Below are 22,379 nucleotides of genomic sequence, written 5' to 3'. Positions count from 1 at the left end.
ATGCCCAGGGTGATCAGGCTATTTCAAATTAGGAACGAGATTACGGATTCTGATGCCGAACGAATTGTTTCGAGACTGAAGTCCCTCGACGGCATAACAAAGGCCCAGGTTGATGTCGCAAGCAGTGTCGTTGAGGTGGAATATGAGAACGCGATCATCGACAGATACATTATTCAGGAAGAGCTGTCCAAGCTCGGTTTTGATATGCTTATATAAACCATTCTCGCGATTTGCTTCTTGACAAAGGAATCCGGTCAAGTTATAATTTCTGACGTGTGACGTTGCCGAGGTGGTGGAATTGGCAGACACGCATGGTTGAGGTCCATGTGGGCAGTTTAGCCTATGCGGGTTCAAGTCCCGCCCTCGGCACCACAAAACCGGGTTTATAGCCCGGTTTTTTCTTTTGAGGTGCTGCTTGGGAGAAATTCTACTTGGTAAGGTTTTCAAAAGGAACAATGAAATTAAGATAGGCTTGAGGCGTCTCTTTGAGAGTGCTTCATTTGTTTCCATTAATGCAAAGGATCTTCCTTCCTTTTTTTCAGAAAGAGACGAAGACTGCCTCTTCATAGATGCTTCTGTAGAGGAGGTGTATCTAAGTGAGATTGCCGTAGATGAAAGGTTTTTGAATAGTTTCGTCTGCCAACCTGAATCCAGGGATCTTGAAAGCCGTATAGATAACTATATAAGAGTCATTAAGAAGTTGCCGATTGGACTCTCATCCTTAATCGAGAAAATCGTTCCTGATAGGGGACTTAGAAATTTTCTCCTTTTTGTGTTAAAGCAGAGTGAGAATGTCGATCCTTGGGAAGACTTCTTGCTTTCGGGGCTTACCAGGAGTGAAAGAAGAGAAAGCGGGAATTCCAGAATTGACATTAAGAAGGCAGTCAGGCTTGTCTTTAGTGAGGGAGGCCTTTTACAGGATTCAATGCAAGGGTATGAATTCAGGCAGGAGCAGTTCATGACCGCTCTCGAAATTGCTGAGTCTGTAGAAAAAGGTGGCAATCTCATGATTGAGGTTGGAACGGGGACTGGAAAGAGCATAGCATATCTTGCTCCAGTAGCATATGCTTGTGTTTCCAAGATGCATCAAGCGGTGATCTCGACTAGAACGAGAATCCTCCAGGATCAGCTGTTCAAAAAGGATGTGGAGGTTCTAAAGACCTTACCGAACCTCGATAATCTTAGAGTGTCCGTAATTAAGGGAAGGGAAAGATATCTATGTGTCAGAAAGCTATTTGAAGTTCTTAACATGGCTCTCAATAAGATGCTCGATGAGAGTTTGTCGAAAGAACTTGCCGGTGTGATTCTATGGTCAATGTTCACGAGAGAGGGAGATCTTGATTACTTACCTTTGAGTGATGATTTAAGGAGGATACTCTCGGGCAACAGGTTCGATTGCACCAGACGGCTCTGCCCTTTCTTCGAGATTTGTCCTTACTATGTTCAAAGGGAGAATGCAAAGAATTCCGATATTGTTATCACGAATCATTCATTCCTGTTCAGTGAAGCAAATATCCGGCTTTCCGATGGAGAACCGGAAGACGGCGAAAGTATTGGAACACTTCTACCGGCATTTAAATACCTTGTTGTGGATGAAGCTCACGAGCTTGAGTCTTCATTGACTCAGGCAATGAGTTACCGTTTTGAACCATATGAGCTAGCTAATACTGTTAAGAAACTGATAAGGCTGGTTAGAGATTGCTTTGGATTTCTCAAGAGGCATTTCAACGAGGATTTTTTAAGGAAGTTGTGGATTAAGCTTAAAGAAGCTGCAACTACTCTTGACAGGAAAATAAGACAGCTCGTGGTGGATCTGGATAGGGAACGTAATGGAGAGAAAACAATGTATTCTGGAAAAGGACTTGAAGCGCTTGTCTCAGCACTAACCGTAATCTCAGATATTCTTCAGGCGCATATCTATGTGGGCGGACAAACAGTACAAATGCTGGATGATGTTGAAGAAAGGGACTTGAAGATTGACGGCTTAGAATTTGAAGTTGCTAGGGTTCTGGCTGAAATAAAAGAATGGCTTAAGCAGATCGCGGGAATTACCGCTTCTAGAGATTCTAGGGTAGTTTTTGTGAACAGGAACGAACAATGCATTGAAAGCTTGAGTATAGTCTCTTCTCCAGTCGAAAACGATACTCTGATGTCCTCGATTTTCCCGGATGTGAGCGTAAAGATCTTCATATCTGCAACACTGTGGGTCTACAGCAGAGGTAGCGATGGTTTCAACTATGCGAGAAGAATACTCGGAGCCGGCGAAGAGACCGATGCCGTAAGGCTTGGAACCTCATTCGATTATACTCAGCAGCTGAGATTTTTCGTTCCCACAGACATTCCCGACTATCTGCCAAATTCCCTTCCATACATGCAAAGTGCATCGAAACTGACAAAAGACGTTTTGAAGATAGTCGGGGGAGGGTCCATGGTTCTCTTCACCTCTTACGAAGACATGAAATGGACTCTTTCGAAGATTCGAGGTGAACTTCACAACTTGTCTCTGAGAATCCAGGAAAGAGACGATAGCTTAACAACAATTCTTTCTGAACACAGGAATTCAGAGAAATCCGTAATATTTGGTGCCCGAGCATTTTGGGAGGGAATCGATCTCCCCGGAGAACAGCTGAAGCTGTTGATTGTCTACAAACTGCCTTTTGAAAGGCCGGACGAACCACTAATTGAAGCAAGAATCAAGCACTATGGAAAGCGGAGCTTTGCCGAAGGAATGAACAAGTATTACTATCCAAAAATGATAACTGCCTTCCGGCAGGGGCTTGGTAGACTTATAAGAACCAGGAACGATCGAGGCGTTGTAATCGTACTTGACAGGAGAATCATCGATCCGGCAAGAGTATATTCAAAGAAGTTGATTGCGTCTCTCCCTCCTGGAACGAATATTCAAGCGATAAACAGCAACCAGATACTTCGAGAGCTTAGAAGACTGAAGAAAGAGAGATGGCTGTGATGATGAAGAAGCTGATCTCTCATTTTTTCCCAAACCACTGTCTAGTGTGTGAAAAGGAGATAGATCCAGCCCAGTATTTGTGTGCAGACTGTCTTGGATCAATCAAGGGGCCAATCATGACTTCATTTGAGCTTAAATTTGTTGATTCGGCCTTTTCGTACTGGAAATATGAAAGTCCATTGAAGGAACTCATACGTGCCTATAAGTTTGAAGACAGACCCGGTATAGCCTCTCTCCTTTCAGAGATGCTCTTCGAAATGATTAATACGTTTTCTCCGTCCGCCGATGTGATAGTTCCTGTTCCCACTTCCATTCAAGCATTTGTCAAGAGAGGTTTTGACACAAATCTCAGAATTCTGAAAAGGCTTTCAAAGACTATTGACATAAGAATAGACAATGTGTTGACAATAGCAGGTAAGTCTATTCCTCAGTCAAGGCTTAAGATGGAAGATAGATTCCTGAATGTAAAGGATAAGTTCTATCTGAAGAGAAGTCCGAGGAGTACGTCAGTAATTCTTTTCGATGATGTCGTTACTACTGGCGCAACTGCAAGCCAGTGTGCTAGAGTTCTTAAAGAAGGCGGCGTTAAGGAAATCACTTTGCTGGCGATTGCCGGAGGGAAAAAATAAGGGCCTTGCGGCCCCTGGCTGGGAGAGGAGGACTCGAACCTCCATCGGCGGATCCAGAGTCCGCTGTCCTACCAATTGGACGATCTCCCAAGACAGTAAAGATTATAAAGCAGAAGGTAAGAGGTGTCAAGCCGTTTGGAGGCATAGGATGAACATAGCGATGTTCAGTGACACATATTCACCTCAGGTCAACGGGGTGGTGACCATGATCAAGATGCTTGAAGAGAATCTTCAGAAGAGAGGCCATAACGTATATATATTTACGGTTGACCACCCCGAAGCAGGCATCCAGGAGAATGTTTATCGTATACCATCTCTTAAATTTCCATGGGAAAAGCAACACCGAATAGGTTTGCCCACAAACTTCAAGGAACTAATAAAGATTGTGAAGAATCTTGAAATAGATATTATTCACTCGCACACGTCACTAATCGTTGGGTATCTGGCGAGTTATGTTCTAACGAATTTGCACATCCCAGGAGTAACGACCTATCACACAATGATGGAAGAGTACGTTCACTACATCCCATTCATGGAACCCATTCTGAGAGTTTACATCAGAGTTCAGGACAGAAGATTTTGCGACAAGAACAGGGCGGTAATTGCTCCTTCGATAAAAATCAAGAAGCTACTTCTTTCTTATGGAGTTTCGTCACATATAGAGGTTATTCCCAACGGTGTAGATCTTACTCCATTTAAGAGAAGCTTTGACAGAGAAGAGAAGAGAGCATTCAGGAAGAAGTACAAGATAAAAGATGACGATAAAGTGCTCATCTTTGTAGGAAGACTTGGAGAAGAGAAGAGCATAGACAAACTCATAGAGAATTTCGCAAGAATCTCCAAAGCTTTACCTGACTCCCATTTGTTGCTAGTTGGAGATGGTCCTCTGAAGGGTAAGCTGCAAGAATTAGCCAGAAGTCTGAGGGTCGGTGAGAAGGTCCACTTCACGGGATTCCTGAGATGGCCCGATGAGATATCATTAGCCTACAAAAGCAGCGATGCATTCATGATAGCTTCTCACACAGAGACCTTCGGTCTTGTTACCCTTGAAGCGATGGCCTCGGGATTGCCGGTCGTGGCATATAAGGACGATAGCATAGCAAATATGGTACTGGATGGAGAAAATGGCTTCATGTGCTCCTCGAAAGAGGAGTTATCGACTGCAGCTATCCAGATGCTAACTGATCATAATCTGAGAGAGAGGATGGCAAAACGCTCTGTTGAGATCTCAGAGAACTTCTCCGCTGAAGTTAATGTTGATAGAACATTGAACCTTTATGAAAGAGTGATCAAGAACGAGATCTAGATTTAAACCCTATTTCATGAGCGGAAAGTAATGCTCCGAAAATGATGTTAGCGTAGTAGCTGAAGAATCTCCAGATAAGAAGCGCAGCCCCTATCCCTGCGCCGAAAAAGGACTTGAAAAATAGCACATACCCACCTTCAGATACTCCACTCGCTCCTGGCGTTGGAATAAGAGAGACTACAAGGAACAAAATCAGTTGAACGGCCGAGATTTCGAGATAGTTTACAGTCGTTCCAATTGAAAGGGCGACAAAATACGGGATGGATATCATGCAAATCAGCTGGGCAAGGGTACTCAAGGACGCCGTAGTAAGGGCAAAGGGTCTCCTGACCAACTCCTTCATTGAAGAGTGAAAGAAGCGAAGCTCTCTCATTGCCTTCTCAGTTGACGATTCCTTCTCTTTTACTATTCTGATCTTGTAAAGAAAGCTGATCACAAAGTGGATGAGCTTATCAGTTAGTTTAGGACTGAGCGAAAATAGAACCAGTCCTACCAGGACTCCACTGTTCAGAGCAAATCCGAAAATAGATAGCACGGCGAGATTAGAAATCTTCTGTGAAACAAGCGGGTAAGCCTTGAAAACGGCTACACCTCCAAGCAATGTGATTACGGTTTGATAAATCAGAAATCTTGAAACGAGCATCGCGGTCGATTCACCTATCGAGATCCCTCTTCTCTGCATAAAGACTATCTGTGCCGGCTGTCCTCCCGAGGAGAAAGGCGTTATACCATTGAAAAATGCTCCAATAACCGTAATCTTTAAAAGAAATGAGAAGGAAATACTCAGATTTCGCATAGCTGAGAACACTTTAAGGGTGATTGCTTCGAATAACCATGTGCCGAACGTTAGACAGAATATCAGAAATATCCATCCGGGATGGGCAGCCGAAAGATAAGAAATCGATTTGCTGAAGTCGGTCGCAAAAAGAACTATCAGAATAATCAGCAAGCTGAGAGAAATTGCGATCATAGAGTTTCTAGTTGATTTTTTCATTTTTTCCTGTCAAGTACCTCTAGGTAGATGTTCTTAAGCTTCTGACCAATAATCGACAGATCCTTTTCCAGCGCAGTCCCCTTTCCACATGCCGATAGTTTCTTTCTAAGACTATCATTGTGAAGTAATCTATCTATGTTCTCCATGAACTCCTTGTTGTTCTTTGCCTTCAGACAGTTCTCTTCATGTTTCATCCAACCACTGTATACAGGTATATCTCTCAAAACGATCGGGGCTTCTGTAGCCAGGGCTTCTAGGACAACAATGCCTTCAGTCTCTTCATAGCTCGGGAAAAGAAAGACATCACATGCCGAATAAGGGCCGATAATCATCTCTTGCGGAATGAACCCGGGAAATTTCACATTGTCTGGAGGGTTCTTCAAAAGCTTTCGAATTTTGGCAGGCAGAAGACTGCTGATTTTTGCTCCGAACCAGTAGAAAACTAAATCAGTCCTCTTCTCAGCAATTTCGCAGAAATCTATTACTCCTTTCCTTTCGAAAGGGAGTCCAACTGAGACAATCAGGGGCTTTCGAATATTGTTTTCCAAAAGGAATTTCTCGGCCAGTACTATGTCCTTTGAAAATCTTGTATTATCGACGCCATTTGAAACGACTTTGATTGGGAGATCGATTCCATAACTCTTGATGAGATTTTTGGCATACTCCGTAGGTGAGATCAGAAAATCTGCTGATGAATAGAGCTTTATCAATCTTTTTTTCAGCCAGGGTGCGATCGCGTTTGACAGCGTGAACGAATTTCTAAAGTCCTCATAGGTTGTGTGTGTATGATAGATAACGGGAATGTTGGACTTCTTCGCTTTCTTAAGAATCCTCTCCGCTCCGGGCCCTACCGTGTTTATGTGAACAACGTCGAAACTGTCTTCCTCATTAGTTGTATACTCCACACCGACTTTCTCAAGGGCCGACATTTGGTGCTTCAAAGCGATTCCCACGCCTGACTTACTGAAGAGCTTCTTTCCTTCGGAATATAAAAGGACTCTCATTTCTACCTCCAGGACAGTTGTTAGTAGATCTTCGCAGTCGACTTTGACTAGAAAATGCCCGCTGAAATCTATAACAAGAAAGGATTGTCTACAAAAACGTCAAAAAGAAAATCTTGCTTCTTTCCTTATGTTAGAAAACAGTTCAGACATGAGTGGCCTTCTCACTCTCTTCAACGACTATTCTACCCTATCTAGAAATATTTATCACTTGAACTGCCTCCTATCAATGTTTGACACACCAATCAGAGTATCCGGGAAAACTGAGTCCCCTCCTTTGTTTTTCTTCAGGCTCAATTAACGGAAACTGAAAGAGCTTACAAGAGTCTAAATACTGGAAAATAACAATTAAGCGTTAAGTCATTGTCAGGAAATTGACTATCGTGGTCAATCAAATTATACTGAGTGAAGGAATACAAAAGCGAGTTGCTGTTTGCTGCAGAATATAAGATAACTGAGTTTTCTCAACTAACTGATTTTTCATATGGGGGAGTCACAATGAAATTCTTCATTACCGGAGAAAGGAATGTCGGAAAGAGTTATCTTGTGGAAAGAATAAAACCGGTCGTTAAGTATAGAGGCTTCGAAACACGTTTTGATAATGATCTGGAAAATCTATACATGAATTTCTACGAAGGGGACTCACTTCTTATAGGAACAAGGGAAAGCGGACGACTAAGAATTGTAGAAGAAGGGTTTTTATTTGCCACTAAGCTTCTGGGCTCGCTTGACATACCCAACGACAATCTCTTGATAATGGATGAGATTGGCTTTCTTGAAGAAGATTCTCCGGAGTTTCAGCAAGCGGTTGTCTCTTCTTTAAGACGTGCAAAGCATTGTCTTTGCATTTTAAGAATGGGTAACTTCTCATTTATTGACCACTTGAAGCGATCGATGGGAATCGGTAGCATTGAGCTTACTGCGGCAAACCGCGAGGACGTCTTCGGTAGGGTTGTAAGAGAGATAGAAAAAGAGAGGGCAAATCTACCCTCTCCTGGAGGCGACGAAGGGATTTGAACCCTTGAGTAGAGATTTTGCAGACCTCCGCCTTTGACCCCTTGGCTACGTCGCCCAACGAGAATTATTCTAGCATGTAAATGAGATCATTTCAACAAAAGGGCCGCTATTGGCGGCCCTCGGGGTGGAAAATTCTTCAGGAGGGAGGTTGGCTCCCTTAGTTCCTTGGGTCTGGAACCAACTCGCAACAGGACGCGGGGACATCCTTTGCAACTCAATGATATATCGTTATCTACCCAGAACCAAGTTCGAATTTATCCGACCTGAAACGAGCAAAGTGATTTAGCCCGCTTTTTCTACACTATGAACACCAATTTGAAAGTATGCTCTATTCTCTTGCATCCGTAATATCTGGAAATTGTCATGAAAGACAGAGTTCTTACGAACATTCTCTGCTGAATAAACAGGCATGAATCATTTGTCAAAAACGAATTCCCTGAACCAAATATAACTGGTAAGCCCGAAAGTGGGAATTCTGAACACCGGATGTATGGGAATCGAACCATCGCCCGCCTGAAGGACATAATCGTCAAGATACTCGATTCTACCTTCCTTCGAGATCAAGAACATGCCGTTCGACAACGGAGTGCTGTAAAGCTCCACCGCTGATTTATCGGCTATCAGGTGCAACCAGGAGTATTCGTCAAGAGAATCTGCAGAAGTGATTTCGTCGCCGGAGTAAAGCCATATGAGCTCAACTTCCGGTTTTGTGGAATACTCGTTCCAAGTGACAAGCTCGTTTAAAAGGCTTCTCAGCCTCTTCTCTTCTCTGCCGGTATCTTCGCAATCACCTGTAGCGCATGGAAATCCGCCGGCGAAAACTTCAAGCGGTGTCTTTGAAGTCACGACTACAATGATGGGATTTCCGAGATAATCTCTCATAGAAAAGCTCTTTCCGTGTACGTCTGTGGCTTCGAACAGAGGTGCGGCCGAACCTTTTTTCAACAGAGGCCTGTTCTGGGCATCTTCATCGACCTTCTCGAATGTGACTTTTCTGCCGTCCCTGCTGATCTCGCTAACTCTGTAGTTCTTATCGTTGATTCTTATGACGCTGGTCGCTTCGAAAAGCTCGTGATTCTTATGAACCATGTCTATAGTTCCATCTCTGTCTAGATCTATTCCGATGAACACTTCGTCTATCTTATTGGCCAGACCATCGGGCGCAGTAGGAAACAGGGCGATTTCGATCAGCTCTCCGTCGACTTCCAGCAAACCTTCTCTTCTACTCATGAGCAAGTAGTCGACTTCGACGCCTTCCTTTTTTGGAACGATTGCCTGAATCTCAATATCCTGGGTGATGTAGGAAGGGTTACCTTCGGAAATGTACTCAACCCTTAACTGATGACTGAATTTATAGGCGCGGCTTTCATTGATCACGGTCCCTCTATATTGTCCGCTTATCGGAATGTTGTTTAGAAAACAGCCGTCGTAATCGCTGTCGATCCAGAGGATCGGAGGCTCGACGTTCATGATCGCTATGTTGACAGTTGAATCTCCGATTGTGAACTGTCCATAGAAAATACGCTCATCTGCGATTGCGCTGACTCCTTCCGGTGGATAAACACTCATTTCGACATCGCTTCCGCTCGCGATGTATGTCCAGCCCATCCGTTCCGTAAGGTAACCGGACAGAGTACCGGCAAAAAGGATCGCCGACGAAATGGACAAAACGATAAGAAAGATAGTTACCTTTCTAGTCATACGAATCACCTCCTCAATTCATATGTCAAAGATCGGAGCAAAAACAACTTTCACTAACAGCTTCGGCTTCAAAATCATCTTCGATTTGGATGAAATAGAACATTATTGTGCATTTGTTGCAACTGGCCACGCAAAATCCTTCGCAGTCAATATCCATGTACGTCCAGTTACATGGACTTGCGTCAATCGAGTATTTGCATTCTCCGTAAGCGCTTGCATATACACTCAAAGGGTTGTTGTTTGCATCGTAATGATACGCCTCCGCCGAAACACAGCAGTTCATTGTGAAGGGAACTACGTCTCTACCATAACCTTCTGTCAGTGTGTAGCCATATGAGAAGTCTGTGTAAAGATAACAGTCACATTCATGCAGATTGCAGTAGGGTCCTTCACTCTTGTGATCACACGCCAGTTAATCCATATGTCAAAGCCGACAGGAATACGAAAGAAAAAATGAAGAAACACTTCTTCAACATCAGAACTCCCTCCTAGTAATTTAACGTATTGAAATAATATCACTATATATTTTATATAGAAAAATATTAATTAAGTAAATTAGATATGATAAGTACTAAGTATTCGCAATTAGCTGTCCTGTGTTACCTAAATCGCAGATTGTCACAGTAATATTGTAATATTACTGTGATTATTAAGAGAAGTACACGATAGAATGTAGTGTACGTGATATGTGTACGCATTGAATCATCAAAAGACATATGAGACCATATGTAGTTTTTCTCCAGAATTTGGTGGTAGCTCCCGGTGATGATAAGTTCTTCCATATTCTGGTTTGCTCTAGACTATTTACTACGGATCACTTCATTTGCCTGTAGTCATCACACGGTTTTCTATATGAACAGCAATATCATCATGGCATATCAGGCTATTGACAGATAGATTCGAGTAATGTAGAATCTTATCTGTTCGGGGACGTGGTGAAGTTTGGTTATCATGCCGGTCTGTCACACCGGTGGCCGCGAGTTCAAGTCTCGTCGTCCCCGCCAGAGAGAGTCCTAAGGGGCTCTCTTTTTAGTACATATTGGAAGCTTCAGACAATTCTCACACTCAAGATGACAAGCAAGTTCTTCCGGTCAATGTCTACTTAACTTCTTTCAGGTTGAGGACGGTTACAATATGTTCAGAGTGACTGTACTCGATACAGAGTCCTTGTGACTTAAAGATTAATTCCCGTCGGGTCGTTTTGACCATTGTCGTTGCTGTCAAGAATAGAAGCCTTTCAGACTTTTGACTTCTTTGAGCTGGACTTAGGGTGATGAGTGTTTTGTAATAGACTGGTTTCTACCGAGTTCTGGAGGTGTTCATAGTTGCCTGCCTGCGTTAGGGTTCTAGGTATCGATCCAGGTTTTGGAGCGGTTGGATATGGTGTAGTCGAGATGAGATCGTCGCGGATCGATCTAGTTTCATACGGAGCGATCAGAACTGAGCCGCAAGAACCTATACCTGACAGGCTTCTAAAGATTCATGATCGGCTTGAAGAACTTCTACTCGAGTTTCGCCCCGATGAATCTGCCGTCGAAGAACTTTTCTTCTTCAGAAATGTCACGACGGCGATTCAGGTGAGCGAGGCGAGGGGGGTTATACTTCTTGCAATGAGGAGACACGAAGTACCGATATTTGAATATACACCCCATCAAGTAAAACTTGCCGTTACTGGCTACGGAAGAGCCGAAAAGGGGCAGGTTCAGAGGACTTTGAAAACTTTCTTCCGAATGGAAGTTAACCCCAGGCCCGATGATGCGGCCGATGCGCTAGCAGTAGCTTGGTGTCACTTGACTTCAAGGAAATTCCCCGGAGGTGTTCGAAAGGCATGAAACTATTCATGAGAAATGTGGGACTCCCTTTATCAAGGCTTCTTTCGAAGACTTTGAGCATCGACTCATCTTTCGAGTGTGAAGGAATAGAGATTTCCGATATATCTGTGGACTGTAAATCTAAAGAGATCGAGTTAGCTTTCCAATGTGAGGTTAGCAACGAGATAAAGGAGTTTCTTGAATCTGTCTTTTGTGAGAAGGCTTCTCAACTTCTAGAGTCTTCCGTGACTCTTTCGTTTAAGTCTTTAGCCAGCGAGGATGAAATACCTGACGAAGACGCAATGAAAGTTACGGAGTCTCAGTTTAGAGAGATACTCCAGCTTACGAATGGTGCATCTTCTTATCTTAGATCCTCGGAGATGGAGTTCAAAGACAACAAAATAACTATCTCAGTTCACGACCAGTTCTCATTTCAACGAATCAGTTCTAAGAAGCATGACTTACGAAAGGCAATAGATAAGGTCTGCAAGAGAAGTATTCCTTTTGAGATAACACTGGACATTTCAGAGGATCAGGACTCAACACTTGAGGAAGTCTCTTTCAATAAAGGAGATGACCGAGAAACGGGGCTTTTGGAAGAAAGATCGGATTCAGTCTTGATGGGTAGATCGATTAGGGCAGTCTCTATGAAGATGAATGAAGTCCTCGGCAATGAAACTAATCTCGTTGTCAGCGGGAGGATCTTTAACCTCGAGTACAGGAATGGCAAGCTTTCGATTCTAACGTTCAATGTAACTGATTACACGGATTCCCTCACAGTCAAACTCATCGGTGAGAATGCGCGCTCTCTTTCCGAAAAGTTACGCGAAGGCGATGAGCTGACTATCAGGGGGAAGATGGAAACTGACAGCTGGATGAAAGAAGAGATTCTGATCCCGAGGGATATCGTTAGAACTAAACTGCCGAAACGCATGGACAATGCGCTAGAAAAGCGCGTCGAGCTGCACCTTCACACAAAAATGAGCTCTCTGGATTCTGTAGTAGATGTCAACGATTTGGTAAACACTCTAAAAGATTGGGGCCACGATGCCGCTGCGGTGACTGACCACGGTGTAGTTCAATCTATTCCGGAGTTCTACTTTGCAGCAAAAAAGAAGGGAATAAAACCGATCTTCGGGATGGAAGGTTACATGATAAAGGATTCGGAACAGATATCTATGAATCTGGAAAAAGAGAACTCATCTCTGGAAAGTGCGACCTTCATTGTGTTTGATCTTGAAACTACAGGTCTTAATCCGAAGGAAGACGAGATAATTGAAATCGGTGCAGTCAAGATGAGAGGCAACGAAATTCTCGAGACATTTTCTTCTTTTGTGAAACCTCAGAGAGAACTGTCGTCTCTTATAACAAGCCTAACGGGAATAACCGAAGACATGCTTTCCAGTGCGGGCTCAATCAAGCAAGTTCTTCCCGAATTCACGAAATTTGCTGAAGGAGGCATTCTAGTTGCACATAATTCATCTTTTGATTATGGTTTTATTCGCAACTCAGTGAAGAAATTCTTCGGAGGCGACTGGGAAATGCCATGCATCGATACCCTCGCCCTTGCAAAGAGCCTTTACAGAGCCAAGAGTTACTCTCTGGACAACGTGGTGAAGCGACTTAAACTGGGGCATTTTGATCACCACAGAGCTTATGAGGATGCTAAGGTTACGGCTGAGGTCCTTAAGAAATTTCTTCAGCAAGCTAAGAAGAGAGGAGTCGAGAAGGTTAACGAGTTGGAGAAACTGAGAAAGAACCAGAACCTCGACTCGCTTAAGCCTGTTCACATAAGTATTCTTTCAAAGAACAGGAAAGGTCTTGAAAATCTATACAAGTTGGTTACTGCATCGCATACCAAATACTTCTACATGAAGCCAAGGATACCTAAGAGCTTGCTTGCTGATTTCCGAGAGGGTCTTCTCATAGGTAGTGCTTGTATTTCGGGAGAGCTTTCGAAGGCATATATGGGCGGTGCGAGTGTAGATGAGCTCGAGGAAATCGCAAAGTTCTATGATTACATTGAAGTCATGCCGCTCGATAATATTGACACATCAGAGGGCGAGACAACTATGTCTAAAGAGACGCTGATAAAGATGTATCGAGAGTTCTATAAAGTTGGGAAAAAGCTAAATATACCAGTTGTGATGACCGGTGACGTCCATTTCATCAATCCATATGACGACATTTATAGAGCAGCGATAAACGCGGCCCAGGATTATGACAACTTCCAGAATCAACCTTCTCTTTATCTGCACACGACCGAAGAGATGCTTGGCAAGGCTCTGGAAATTTTTGAAGACGAGGGGATCGCTAAAGAAATCGTTGTTGATAATTCGAGATTCATCGCTTCAAAAATCGAAAACGTTGTCCCGATTGAGGGCAAGCTACACCCACCCGTAATCGAAGGTGCCGATGAAGAAGTAAGGAAGATGGCCATCGAAAATGCAGAAAGACTCTATGGGAAGCCTTTACCTGATATTGTAGAAAAGAGGCTGAACCGGGAGCTTGAGGCGATAATTGGTCACGGCTATGCCGTTCTGTATCTCATCGCGCAGAAAATGGTCAAGAAATCTAATGAGGATGGCTATGTGGTTGGTTCTAGAGGGTCGGTTGGTAGTTCGCTCGTGGCTAATGTTATCGGTATTACTGAGGTTAACCCTCTTCCACCACATTATCTATGCCCCGAGTGTGGTAAATCAGTATTCCCTGAAACCGATCTGGAATCCGGTTATGATCTACCCGCTATGAAGTGCCCTGGATGTGGAAATGAAATGTTGAAGAACGGTCAGAGCATACCATTCGAGACCTTTCTCGGATTCGAAGGAGACAAGGTTCCCGATATCGATCTTAACTTTTCCGGGGAGTATCAAGAGAAAGCCCATTCATTCATTGAAGAATTGTTTGGCAGAGACCATGTTTTCAGAGCAGGTACAATATCCACAGTTGCTGAGAGAACGGCTTTCGGTTTTGTCAGGGCTTATTCGGAGAAGAGCGGAAAAACTCTACGGAGAGCAGAGCAGGAGAGAATTGCCCGTGGAATAGTTGGAGTAAAGAGGACGACCGGACAGCATCCCGGTGGATTGATGATCGTTCCTAAGGACATGGATGTTCATAACTTTACCCCTGTGCAACATCCCGCAAACGACACAAAAAGCTCAATACTAACCACACATTTCGCATATGAAGTCATCCACGACGATTTGGTCAAAATAGATGCACTGGGACACGACGATCCCACCTTCATAAAAATGCTGAAGGACATCACAGGAGTGGATCCCGAGAAAATTCCGATGGACGATGAGGAAACCCTTGGAATTTTTTCCTCACTTAAGCCTCTTGGCTTGCGATTTCACGAGCTTGGAACGGATGTGGGGACACTTGGGATCCCTGAATTCGGTACTACCTTTGTTCGAAGCATGCTTTCAGATACGAGACCCTCTACTTTTGGCGAGCTTGTAAGGATATCAGGCCTCTCTCACGGAACTGATGTCTGGCTTAACAACGCGAAGGACATCATCACTTCGGGACAGGCTTCGTTGTCTCAGGTTATCGCCTGTAGGGACGACATCATGAATTATCTGATTGGCAAGGGGATGGAACCAAAAGAGGCCTTCAAGATTATGGAAAAGGTTAGAAAAGGGAAAGGTCTCACCAATGATGATGAAACAGAGGTAAGATCTTGTGGTGCTCCTGAATGGTTTTTGAATTCGTGTAAGAAGATCAAGTATCTCTTTCCCCGGGCACATGCCGCCGCTTACGTGAGCATGGGTTACAGAGTAGCTTACTTCAAGGTGCACTTTCCTCTCGCCTTCTACAGCACCTACTTTTCGATCAAGGGCGGGGAATTCGATATAGACATCTGTACTTCCGACATAAATTCAATCAAGAAAGAGATAGTTCGATTAAGATCCGATCAGGATAGAAATATCAAGGACAGAGCGAAGGAGACGCTTCTTGAAGTTGTAATGGAAATGAAACTGAGAGGATTTTCTTTTCTCAATGTGGATCTTATGAAGTCCAACCCTACGAGGTTCTTGATTGAGGGGAATTCACTCAGAATCCCCTTTAATAGGCTTCAAAACATGGGCGACAAAGCGGCAAGATCAGTTGAAGTTGAGAGAGAGAAAAGGCCGTTTTCATCGGTTGAGGATTTGATCCGAAGAACTGCTCTTAACAAGACAAGTGTTGAGATGTTAAGAAAATACGGAGCTTTGAAGAATTTGGCCGAGAAAGAACAGATCAGACTGTTCTGAGGACGAAAATGGATTTCAGAATAAGCGCTTCAGATTATGCAAAGCTGATCGACCTTTTTGGAAGAGTATCCGGTACTCTGGAACCCTCCTACAGATACTTTCAGATCTACTACAAGAGAGGACTGAAGTTTTTTGCTTCTGATGGTTGCATGAAGCTTGAGTTTTCCTCCGGCGTTGCTACCTCGCCTTTCAATGGAGTTTATACGGTACCGATCGATTACGCTCGAGCTTTGAAGAGTTCTGACCCAACCTCATTAATTAGCTTTTCTGCGGGTGAAGAAGACCTCGAGCTGAGGACGGCCTCAGAGACGCTTACTTTACAAAAGGCCCGCAGCAGCACTCTTCCGGCTATGGAAAGAAAGTTTGAGTTCTTCTCGCGTTTTCCCCTGAAGGAATTCAATAGTTCTTTGAACTTCGTTTCATCTGCGTCTGTTGAAGGAGAAACTGTCGAGATCTTCTCAAAGAAGAACGAGACTGTTCTTGCCGCATCGGCGGACAGAATGGTATTGGTTTCAGTTCTTGAATACGAGCCAAAAACCGAGTTCCGTTACTCTCTTCAATATGTAACCGTTAGGCATCTGGTGAAGGCCTTAGAGTTGCTCACATCGGAAGAACTCTATGCTGGAACAGGAATTTCCGAGCTGGGGCTGAAGATTGGTCCTCTATTGTTTTCAATATGTACTGATGAAGCAGATTTTTCCGAACCACCATCCTTCTTTTTCGGAGACATCGATGATGGAATTGACGTACAGAGAAAGGCCTTTCTTTCCGCTCTCAGAAAGATGACACGGTTATCAAAGCATGGATTTTCGGTTCTGATGATCTCCGACAAGGGCAAGCTAAAGTTCTTTCTGAAGGCCGGTGCTCTCCGTTATGAATGCGAGGTGTGTGATTTTGTTGGTGATGAATTCGTTGCGCAGGTAGATCCGAGAAGGCTGCAGTCTGTTATTTCAAGGATAAAAGATTCTAAGATTCGTCTGGTAACACGAAAGGGGAATCTGCTTATGGTGGGAAGGAAGAGCAAGATGTACCTTATGGTGCCCCTTATTAGATGATATGTGATATCCGCATCTGTTAGTATTGATATGACTGGATTCACTTATGTTCAGCGAAATTCAAGAAGGTACTTCAAAAGTCGGAGTTGAAAAATATGGGGATTCTTGAAACGAAAGGTCTTAGAAAAAACTTTGGTGAAAACAACGTCTTTAGGAACGCTGACATAGAGCTTGAAAGTGGGCAGCTTACAGTTCTTGGAGGGATTAACGGTTCCGGCAAATCTATTCTTGTAAAGACAATCAGCGGTGACATCCTGCCCGATTCTGGAAAGATAATATTTGAGGGCTCTCCAGTGGATTTGACATCGATCGCCGAGGCAAGACGTCTAGGCATAAGTGCCATTTATCAGGAGTACATGTTAGTTCCGGATCTCACGGTCGCTGAAAACATCTTACTTGGGAGTGACAAGTTCACGATTAGCAGAAGAAAGATGAACGATCAAGTCTCTCGTTTTCTTGAGCAGCTTGGCCTGGAGTTCGATCCTTCGTCGAAAGTCTCTTCTTTTTCATCTGATGATCAGGTTCTTCTCGAGTTTGCAGTTGCAGCGTTTTCCAGGCCGAAGGTTCTCATTTTGGATGACCTCTTTACTTTTGTACGTGGTGCAGCCCGGATGAAACTCCTTGAAATGATTGACTCATTTAAAAAAGGAGGAGTGGCCGTTCTAGTCACAACGTCCGATCCAGAAGTGATGATACTGGGCGATCGTCTATTCTTTATGGACTATTCTGGCATCAAACCTCTTCCACAGCAAACTAAGGAAAGTGATATATGGAAGCTGCTGGGTGTCTCACCTGAGTACTCAGTAGCACCAGTTGAAGGTGAACCGTTAATCGACATAGATAACCTGGCAGATACCGGGCTCGATCTGAGGTTGAAAAGGGGAGAGGTTCTCTGTATTTCCTGTGACAACGGAGTTTCGGTTAGAGAATTCACAAGGGCGCTTACAAGGCAGGACCCTTTCTCCGAGAACTCTGTGGCAATGCTTCGAGAAGCGAAGAACTTCTTTGAAAGATTCTCCTCCAGAGGTCATTCTAGCGAGGCCGAAAAATACTTCTCCTCAAATTTGAAGAACACTGGTCTTGTTTCGCAAATCATGTTGAAAAAGTCTCGTAAATTCACCTCAAATAGATCACTGAAAAAGAGTTTCATTTTAAACAAAGAAAGCTTGGTTTCCGTGAAGAGTTTTCTTGCTGGGTTGGGAAGAGCTCCCGGTTTCTCCGGTCTAATGCGCGAAGACGATACAAAACTTTCGCATTTGAGATTCGATGCTTGCGATCTCTTTATCTTTATTAGACCTTTAATGGGATTGGACCCAGTTTCGACGAGAGCCCTCGCAGAGGTTCTGCAGGAGATTGCTGACCGTTCCAAAGCCGCCGTGGTAATTTCCGACGAAATCATGAGCGGCAGGCTTTGCACAAGGATAATGAACAAATGCAAATGAACCCTGATTTCTCTTACGAGAAGAAGAAGATTGAGTTTTCCAGCGGGTACATTTTCAAAGGGAAACACTATAGATGTTCGATTATCAAGTATCCATCTCTCTACAGGAACAAGATCAGGGGAACAGAAAACGTTGAAATTTACAATTTCTCACCAAAAGAAAGAGCTGTAGGCTCGATAATCATTCTTCATGGACTGGGAACGGTAAATATCCCATTTTTGTTCTGGATGGGAAGCCATCTTGCAAGCGCCGGTTTGCAGGCTTCTGTGATGATCCTTCCGGGAAATTACACACGAACGGCAACCGGTTCAACCAGTGGAAAAGACTTCTTTTCTCCTGATCTCAGAAGGTTGATTGTTTTCTGGGAGCAGGCAGTTGTGGATACAATGACAACCATCGATCTCCTTCAACAAGAGAAACTCTGGTGGGATAACAACTGCCTTTTTGGTTACTGCCTAGGTGGAATGATCTCTACGATCGTAAACGCTATCGATCAAAGAATAAACGACATGATATTGATGACCGTTGGAGGTAATATTGCGAAAATAATATGGCAGTCACCGGTATTGAAATCAATTCGTAATTCACTTAGGAGCGGCTCGGGAAAGGAGGGCTATCTCAACGACGAAGCGAAGTTAAATGCTAGATTCGAAGAGGATGCTCGTGCAGTGAAGCTTATGAAAAGTGCAAACGAACTGATCGAGTCCGATCTTCATCCTTTGTTCAAGATAGATCCTCTCGCCTATGCCCGTTTCAGTGACAGAAAGAAAGTAACGATGATCGAGGCTTTTTTCGACAAAACTCTCCCCATAGAAACTAGAAAACAGCTTTGGGAAGCCTTCGGAAGACCAAAGAGGTATATTGTGCCTGTAGGACATGTATCCTGGTTTCCCTTTGAGTATGCTCTTGGTAAGTTCATACTCAAAGAACTGGGAATAAAGGAGGCCAGAAGAAACCTTAGGCTCTTGGAAAGTACTAAGCCAACTAATGAGTAGTCGCCAGGCAAATGGAAAACAATTTCTCTTCTTACTCAACTTTTGCTGACCAAAGCCGATACTTTTAATTAACCACTCTTGCCAAGCAGCGTGCGACTAAACTGTATTTTCCCTAAACTCTTCAACTGATTCAAGAGTAAACCTTCTGACTGGCAGTAGCACATGACCTATCTGTTGCTTCTTTTTCAGTCCATTCGGATAACCTACACACTCATTTTTTCGCCTTGGAGAAGACGAAAAATCAGTCTTGTTTCTCAGTATGACAGATTCCTTTCGAACAGCTAATCGAAATCTGTTTCTTTAGGCCCAAGAAACTTACAAAAGAATCTACAAGATTGGGATCGAACTGCTTTCCTGCGCACGTTCTTAGTTCTTCAACGGCCTCTTCAGAGGAAACGGGATGCTTATATGGTCTTCCGCTTAACATAACATCGTAAGCATCAATGATGGAGATTATTCTGGCGAGGAGTGGAATTGATTCACCCTTAAGACCCCTGGGATAACCTGAACCGTCCCACCACTCATGATGACTAAGAATTTCATCCGCTATCCCGATAAGTTCAGGTGAGGAAAGAGCTATCCTAAATCCAGCCTCCGGATGAGATTTAATCTTCTTCCATTCCTCGGCCGTTAAACTTCCGGCTTTGGTAAGGATCTCTTCGGGAACTGCAATCTTCCCAATATCATGGAGAGCGCCGAGGAGCAAGAGGTTGTCAAGTTCAGCTTCATTCAAACCGATAGACTTTCCGAAGTCTCTGCTTATTGTCTTAATTCTCTCATTGCGTTCTTCCGTTTCATAGCTCTTGTTGAGAAGACTCCTCTCAAGGACCTCAACTGTCTTGTTCCTCATCGATATGTTGTTCAAGAGCTTATCCCTGTACATCTTTTCTTCTGCCGACACAAGGGTTTCGCTGAAGTCCTGGTCGATGTCGGACTTGGTTCCTATACCAAAGGAGACACTGATTGGAAGGCTGAAACCAGTTACCTGATTCAAAGCCTTTTTAATCCTGTTAACCAGAGACTCTGCTGACTGAGCATCGGTTTGAGGAAGGAGCATTATGAATTCATCTCCTCCCCATCGAGCAATGATGTCGTCGGATCTTACAGAAGATTTAAGGCAGTCGGCAACCGCTTTCAAAAGTCGGTCGCCTTCGAGATGCCCGAAGGCATCGTTGACGATTTTCAGTCCATTTACATCGCCCATCACGATACTTATCGGCATCTGACGCTTCACGTTTAGCCTGTCTATCTCTTCCTCGAAGAATGATCTGTTGTACAGCGCGGTAAGCTGGTCGTGAAATGTCACATAATGAATCTCCCTGTCGGATCTGATTCTCCAAATCGCTTCAACCGCATGGGCCATCAAGGTCTCAACCATCTTGATTTCTTCCTGTTTCATTGGAGAATCATGGTAAGACACTAGGGCACCAATGCTTTTCATCGGAACAATTGAAACCGAGTCTTTACAGTCGGGAACAACTTTTCTTATAGATGAGCTTTCAATAAATGCGGATTTGCCAGTTTCAACGCAGTCTCTTAGTACCCCGCTCCTGAAAAGGTATCCCTGGACGGACGCCACCTCTCCTTGGCTTTCGAGTGTCACTAACTCCTGGTCATATAGGAGATATAGGCTGAACTTCTCCATGCCCAATATATTAACCGATGCATCGATTATTGAGTGATATATAGTGTCCTCTTCATTTGACTTCTCCATTTTGAGGGCGACAAAATGGAGTTTTGACACTTTGTCCTTTGTTCTTTCAAGTTCTTCCTTTGCCAGTTTCTCATCCGTAATGTCTCTAACTGCTCCACAGATCCCTTTAATTTTCGATCCTCCGCCACAGTACTTCGGCTTTGAAAACTCGCTAACCCATCTCAGAGCTCCGTCTCTTCTAATAATTCGGTACTCTATTTTTTCTTCTTTGCCCGACCCCACTTCTTCCAAATGCTGTTTGTAACAATCCAGATCTTCGGGATGAATTATAGTCTCCCAGTTGAATTCTCTAGGTTCCGGGAAATCAAGGCTGTATCCGCTAATCCTTTCGTATGATTCACTTCTCCAGATCTCAGGATCCTTTCCATCGCTCGGGAACTCAGTCTCGTAGTAGTAATCGGAAATCGTCTCCGACATCGATCTGTATCTTTCCATTGAAAGTGATAGCTGGGCTTTTACAGATCTTTCCTCTTCAAGCTTTGCACTCAGAGAAGCCGTCTTCTCCTTTACCTGTCTTCTCAGAGTTCTGTTCCAGAAGTACATTAAAATCAGCATCAGGAAAACAACGCTTGCCACGGGAATTGCGACGAAGAGCCAATAGAGCATATCACCGCTACTGTCTTCAGCATTAATATTGCCGAACCACTTGTTGAAGATCTGCCTGTATTCGCCCGTCGAAGAGATTATTGAGAGTCCTTCATTCAACAAAGAGAGCAGCTCGGAGTCACCCTGTTTCACGGCAAAACAGTATTCAAGACGTGTGACTGGATGTTCAGAAGCCATTACGTTCATCAGCGAGAGCTCTTCGATGAGAAATAATCCCTGAAGAGTATTCATAAGTACAGCATCGACCTCGCCGTTCTCAAGCATTCGCAATGCAATTTCAGGAGATTCAACCCTCACAACTTCGCTACCCACTCCCTCACTGGTTACAAGCTCATCCATCAAATCGCCCTTTTGCACTGACACCTTGGACTCTCTAAGATCACTTAAAGAAGAAAATCCCTCGGTTTGTTTGTTGTAAAAGATTGAACCATGAAGGATTGTGTGTGGATTGGAGAAATCTACGAGAAAACTTCTGCCTTCTGAGTAGTACATCCCCAGCAAACCGTCAATTTGACCGGATTCAAGTGCAGATCTAGCGCCTGCCCATGTTCTGAGTTCTATTTCAATCTCGAAATCGAGGGCCTTTGATATTGCCCGAATAATATCAACGTTGAAGCCAACGGGTATTCCTCTTTCGTTCTCATATTCGAAAGGCGGGTAATCGATATCGCCACTGAATATGTATTTCATCTGTCCAAACAAAGTCAGAGATAATACCATGAAGAAAACAATTGAAAATGCTTTTCTCATAACACACTCCCAGAAGAAGGCTATCTTCCTCAAAATTTACTATAACATTATGCGGCCTAAATCTGTGTGGAGAGACAAGAGTATTTGTCGACAAACGTTCGATCACACTGGGGTCTGTTTTGGCGCCACCAGTG

14 protein-coding genes and 4 tRNA genes are annotated in these 22,379 nt (G+C 43.8%); 12 read left to right on the top strand and 6 right to left on the bottom strand.

Annotation, left to right across the window (positions count from 1 at the left end):
• From V513_RS12785 to V513_RS12770, 4 genes are all read left to right on the top strand, one after another.
• Nucleotides 1-216 (top strand): heavy-metal-associated domain-containing protein, encoded by a 216-nt coding sequence (locus V513_RS12785; RefSeq protein ID WP_006487148.1) that lies wholly within the window; start codon nucleotides 1-3, stop codon nucleotides 214-216.
• A gap of 67 nt (nucleotides 217-283) precedes the next feature.
• A tRNA-Leu gene (locus tag V513_RS12780) sits at nucleotides 284-372 on the top strand.
• Nucleotides 373-415: 43 nt separating this feature from the next.
• Nucleotides 416-2,968, top strand: a complete 2,553-nt coding sequence (locus tag V513_RS12775) for an ATP-dependent DNA helicase (protein ID WP_099773025.1) — start codon at nucleotides 416-418, stop codon at nucleotides 2,966-2,968.
• Nucleotides 2,968-3,597 (top strand): ComF family protein, encoded by a 630-nt coding sequence (locus V513_RS12770; RefSeq protein WP_099773024.1) that lies wholly within the window; start codon nucleotides 2,968-2,970, stop codon nucleotides 3,595-3,597. Before V513_RS12775 ends, V513_RS12770 begins: the two co-directional genes overlap by 1 nt.
• Before the next feature lie 15 nt (nucleotides 3,598-3,612).
• On the opposite strand, the gene V513_RS12765 is transcribed toward V513_RS12770, so the two are convergent.
• Nucleotides 3,613-3,687: transfer RNA gene (locus V513_RS12765), tRNA-Gln, on the bottom strand.
• Nucleotides 3,688-3,745: 58 nt separating this feature from the next.
• On the opposite strand from V513_RS12765, the gene V513_RS12760 reads away from it, so the two are divergent.
• Nucleotides 3,746-4,903, top strand: a complete 1,158-nt coding sequence (locus V513_RS12760; protein WP_099773023.1) for a glycosyltransferase family 4 protein — start codon at nucleotides 3,746-3,748, stop codon at nucleotides 4,901-4,903.
• Here V513_RS12760 and V513_RS12755 read toward each other — a convergent pair.
• Nucleotides 4,887-5,897 carry a lysylphosphatidylglycerol synthase transmembrane domain-containing protein gene (locus tag V513_RS12755; RefSeq protein WP_099773022.1) on the bottom strand — a complete coding sequence of 337 codons (1,011 nt, stop codon included), beginning with the start codon at nucleotides 5,895-5,897 and terminating at the stop codon, nucleotides 4,887-4,889. The genes V513_RS12760 and V513_RS12755 overlap by 17 nt on opposite strands.
• The gene (locus tag V513_RS12750; RefSeq protein WP_099773021.1) at nucleotides 5,894-6,901 is read right to left on the bottom strand and encodes a glycosyltransferase; all 1,008 of its coding nucleotides are present in this window, start codon (nucleotides 6,899-6,901) and stop codon (nucleotides 5,894-5,896) included. Before V513_RS12750 ends, V513_RS12755 begins: the two co-directional genes overlap by 4 nt.
• Before the next feature lie 495 nt (nucleotides 6,902-7,396).
• On the opposite strand from V513_RS12750, the gene V513_RS12745 reads away from it, so the two are divergent.
• Complete coding sequence (locus V513_RS12745) at nucleotides 7,397-7,915, top strand: nucleoside-triphosphatase (RefSeq protein ID WP_099773020.1); 519 nt, start codon at nucleotides 7,397-7,399, stop codon at nucleotides 7,913-7,915.
• Here V513_RS12745 and V513_RS12740 read toward each other — a convergent pair.
• Nucleotides 7,894-7,970 (bottom strand) — tRNA-Cys (locus tag V513_RS12740). The two genes, V513_RS12745 and V513_RS12740, sit on opposite strands and share 22 nt — an antisense overlap.
• Before the next feature lie 359 nt (nucleotides 7,971-8,329).
• The gene (locus V513_RS12735; protein ID WP_099773019.1) at nucleotides 8,330-9,616 is read right to left on the bottom strand and encodes a peroxiredoxin; all 1,287 of its coding nucleotides are present in this window, start codon (nucleotides 9,614-9,616) and stop codon (nucleotides 8,330-8,332) included.
• A gap of 926 nt (nucleotides 9,617-10,542) precedes the next feature.
• On the opposite strand from V513_RS12735, the gene V513_RS12725 reads away from it, so the two are divergent.
• From V513_RS12725 to V513_RS12700, 6 genes are all read left to right on the top strand, one after another.
• Nucleotides 10,543-10,620, top strand: a tRNA-Asp gene (locus V513_RS12725).
• A gap of 321 nt (nucleotides 10,621-10,941) precedes the next feature.
• On the top strand, nucleotides 10,942-11,448 hold the full coding sequence (gene ruvC, locus V513_RS12720) for a crossover junction endodeoxyribonuclease RuvC (RefSeq protein ID WP_006487163.1): 507 nt from the start codon (nucleotides 10,942-10,944) through the stop codon (nucleotides 11,446-11,448).
• Nucleotides 11,445-15,683 carry a PolC-type DNA polymerase III gene (locus V513_RS12715; protein WP_099773018.1) on the top strand — a complete coding sequence of 1,413 codons (4,239 nt, stop codon included), beginning with the start codon at nucleotides 11,445-11,447 and terminating at the stop codon, nucleotides 15,681-15,683. The genes ruvC and V513_RS12715 overlap by 4 nt, the downstream gene beginning before the upstream one ends.
• Before the next feature lie 8 nt (nucleotides 15,684-15,691).
• Nucleotides 15,692-16,738: a hypothetical protein gene (locus V513_RS12710; protein WP_099773017.1), complete on the top strand. Its 1,047-nt coding sequence runs from the start codon at nucleotides 15,692-15,694 to the stop codon at nucleotides 16,736-16,738.
• A gap of 95 nt (nucleotides 16,739-16,833) precedes the next feature.
• Nucleotides 16,834-18,180, top strand: a complete 1,347-nt coding sequence (locus tag V513_RS12705) for an ATP-binding cassette domain-containing protein (protein WP_099773016.1) — start codon at nucleotides 16,834-16,836, stop codon at nucleotides 18,178-18,180.
• Nucleotides 18,171-19,175, top strand: a complete 1,005-nt coding sequence (locus V513_RS12700) for an alpha/beta hydrolase (protein WP_099773015.1) — start codon at nucleotides 18,171-18,173, stop codon at nucleotides 19,173-19,175. The genes V513_RS12705 and V513_RS12700 overlap by 10 nt, the downstream gene beginning before the upstream one ends.
• 241 nt (nucleotides 19,176-19,416) lie before the next feature.
• On the opposite strand, the gene V513_RS12695 is transcribed toward V513_RS12700, so the two are convergent.
• Nucleotides 19,417-22,245: an HD domain-containing phosphohydrolase gene (locus V513_RS12695; RefSeq protein WP_099773014.1), complete on the bottom strand. Its 2,829-nt coding sequence runs from the start codon at nucleotides 22,243-22,245 to the stop codon at nucleotides 19,417-19,419.
• Between the last annotated feature and the right edge of the window lie 134 nt (nucleotides 22,246-22,379).

It is taken from the genome of Mesotoga sp. H07.pep.5.3 (assembly GCF_002752615.1).
Lineage (GTDB): Bacteria > Thermotogota > Thermotogae > Petrotogales > Kosmotogaceae > Mesotoga > Mesotoga prima.
This window is presented reverse-complemented; position numbering and strand designations above follow the sequence as displayed.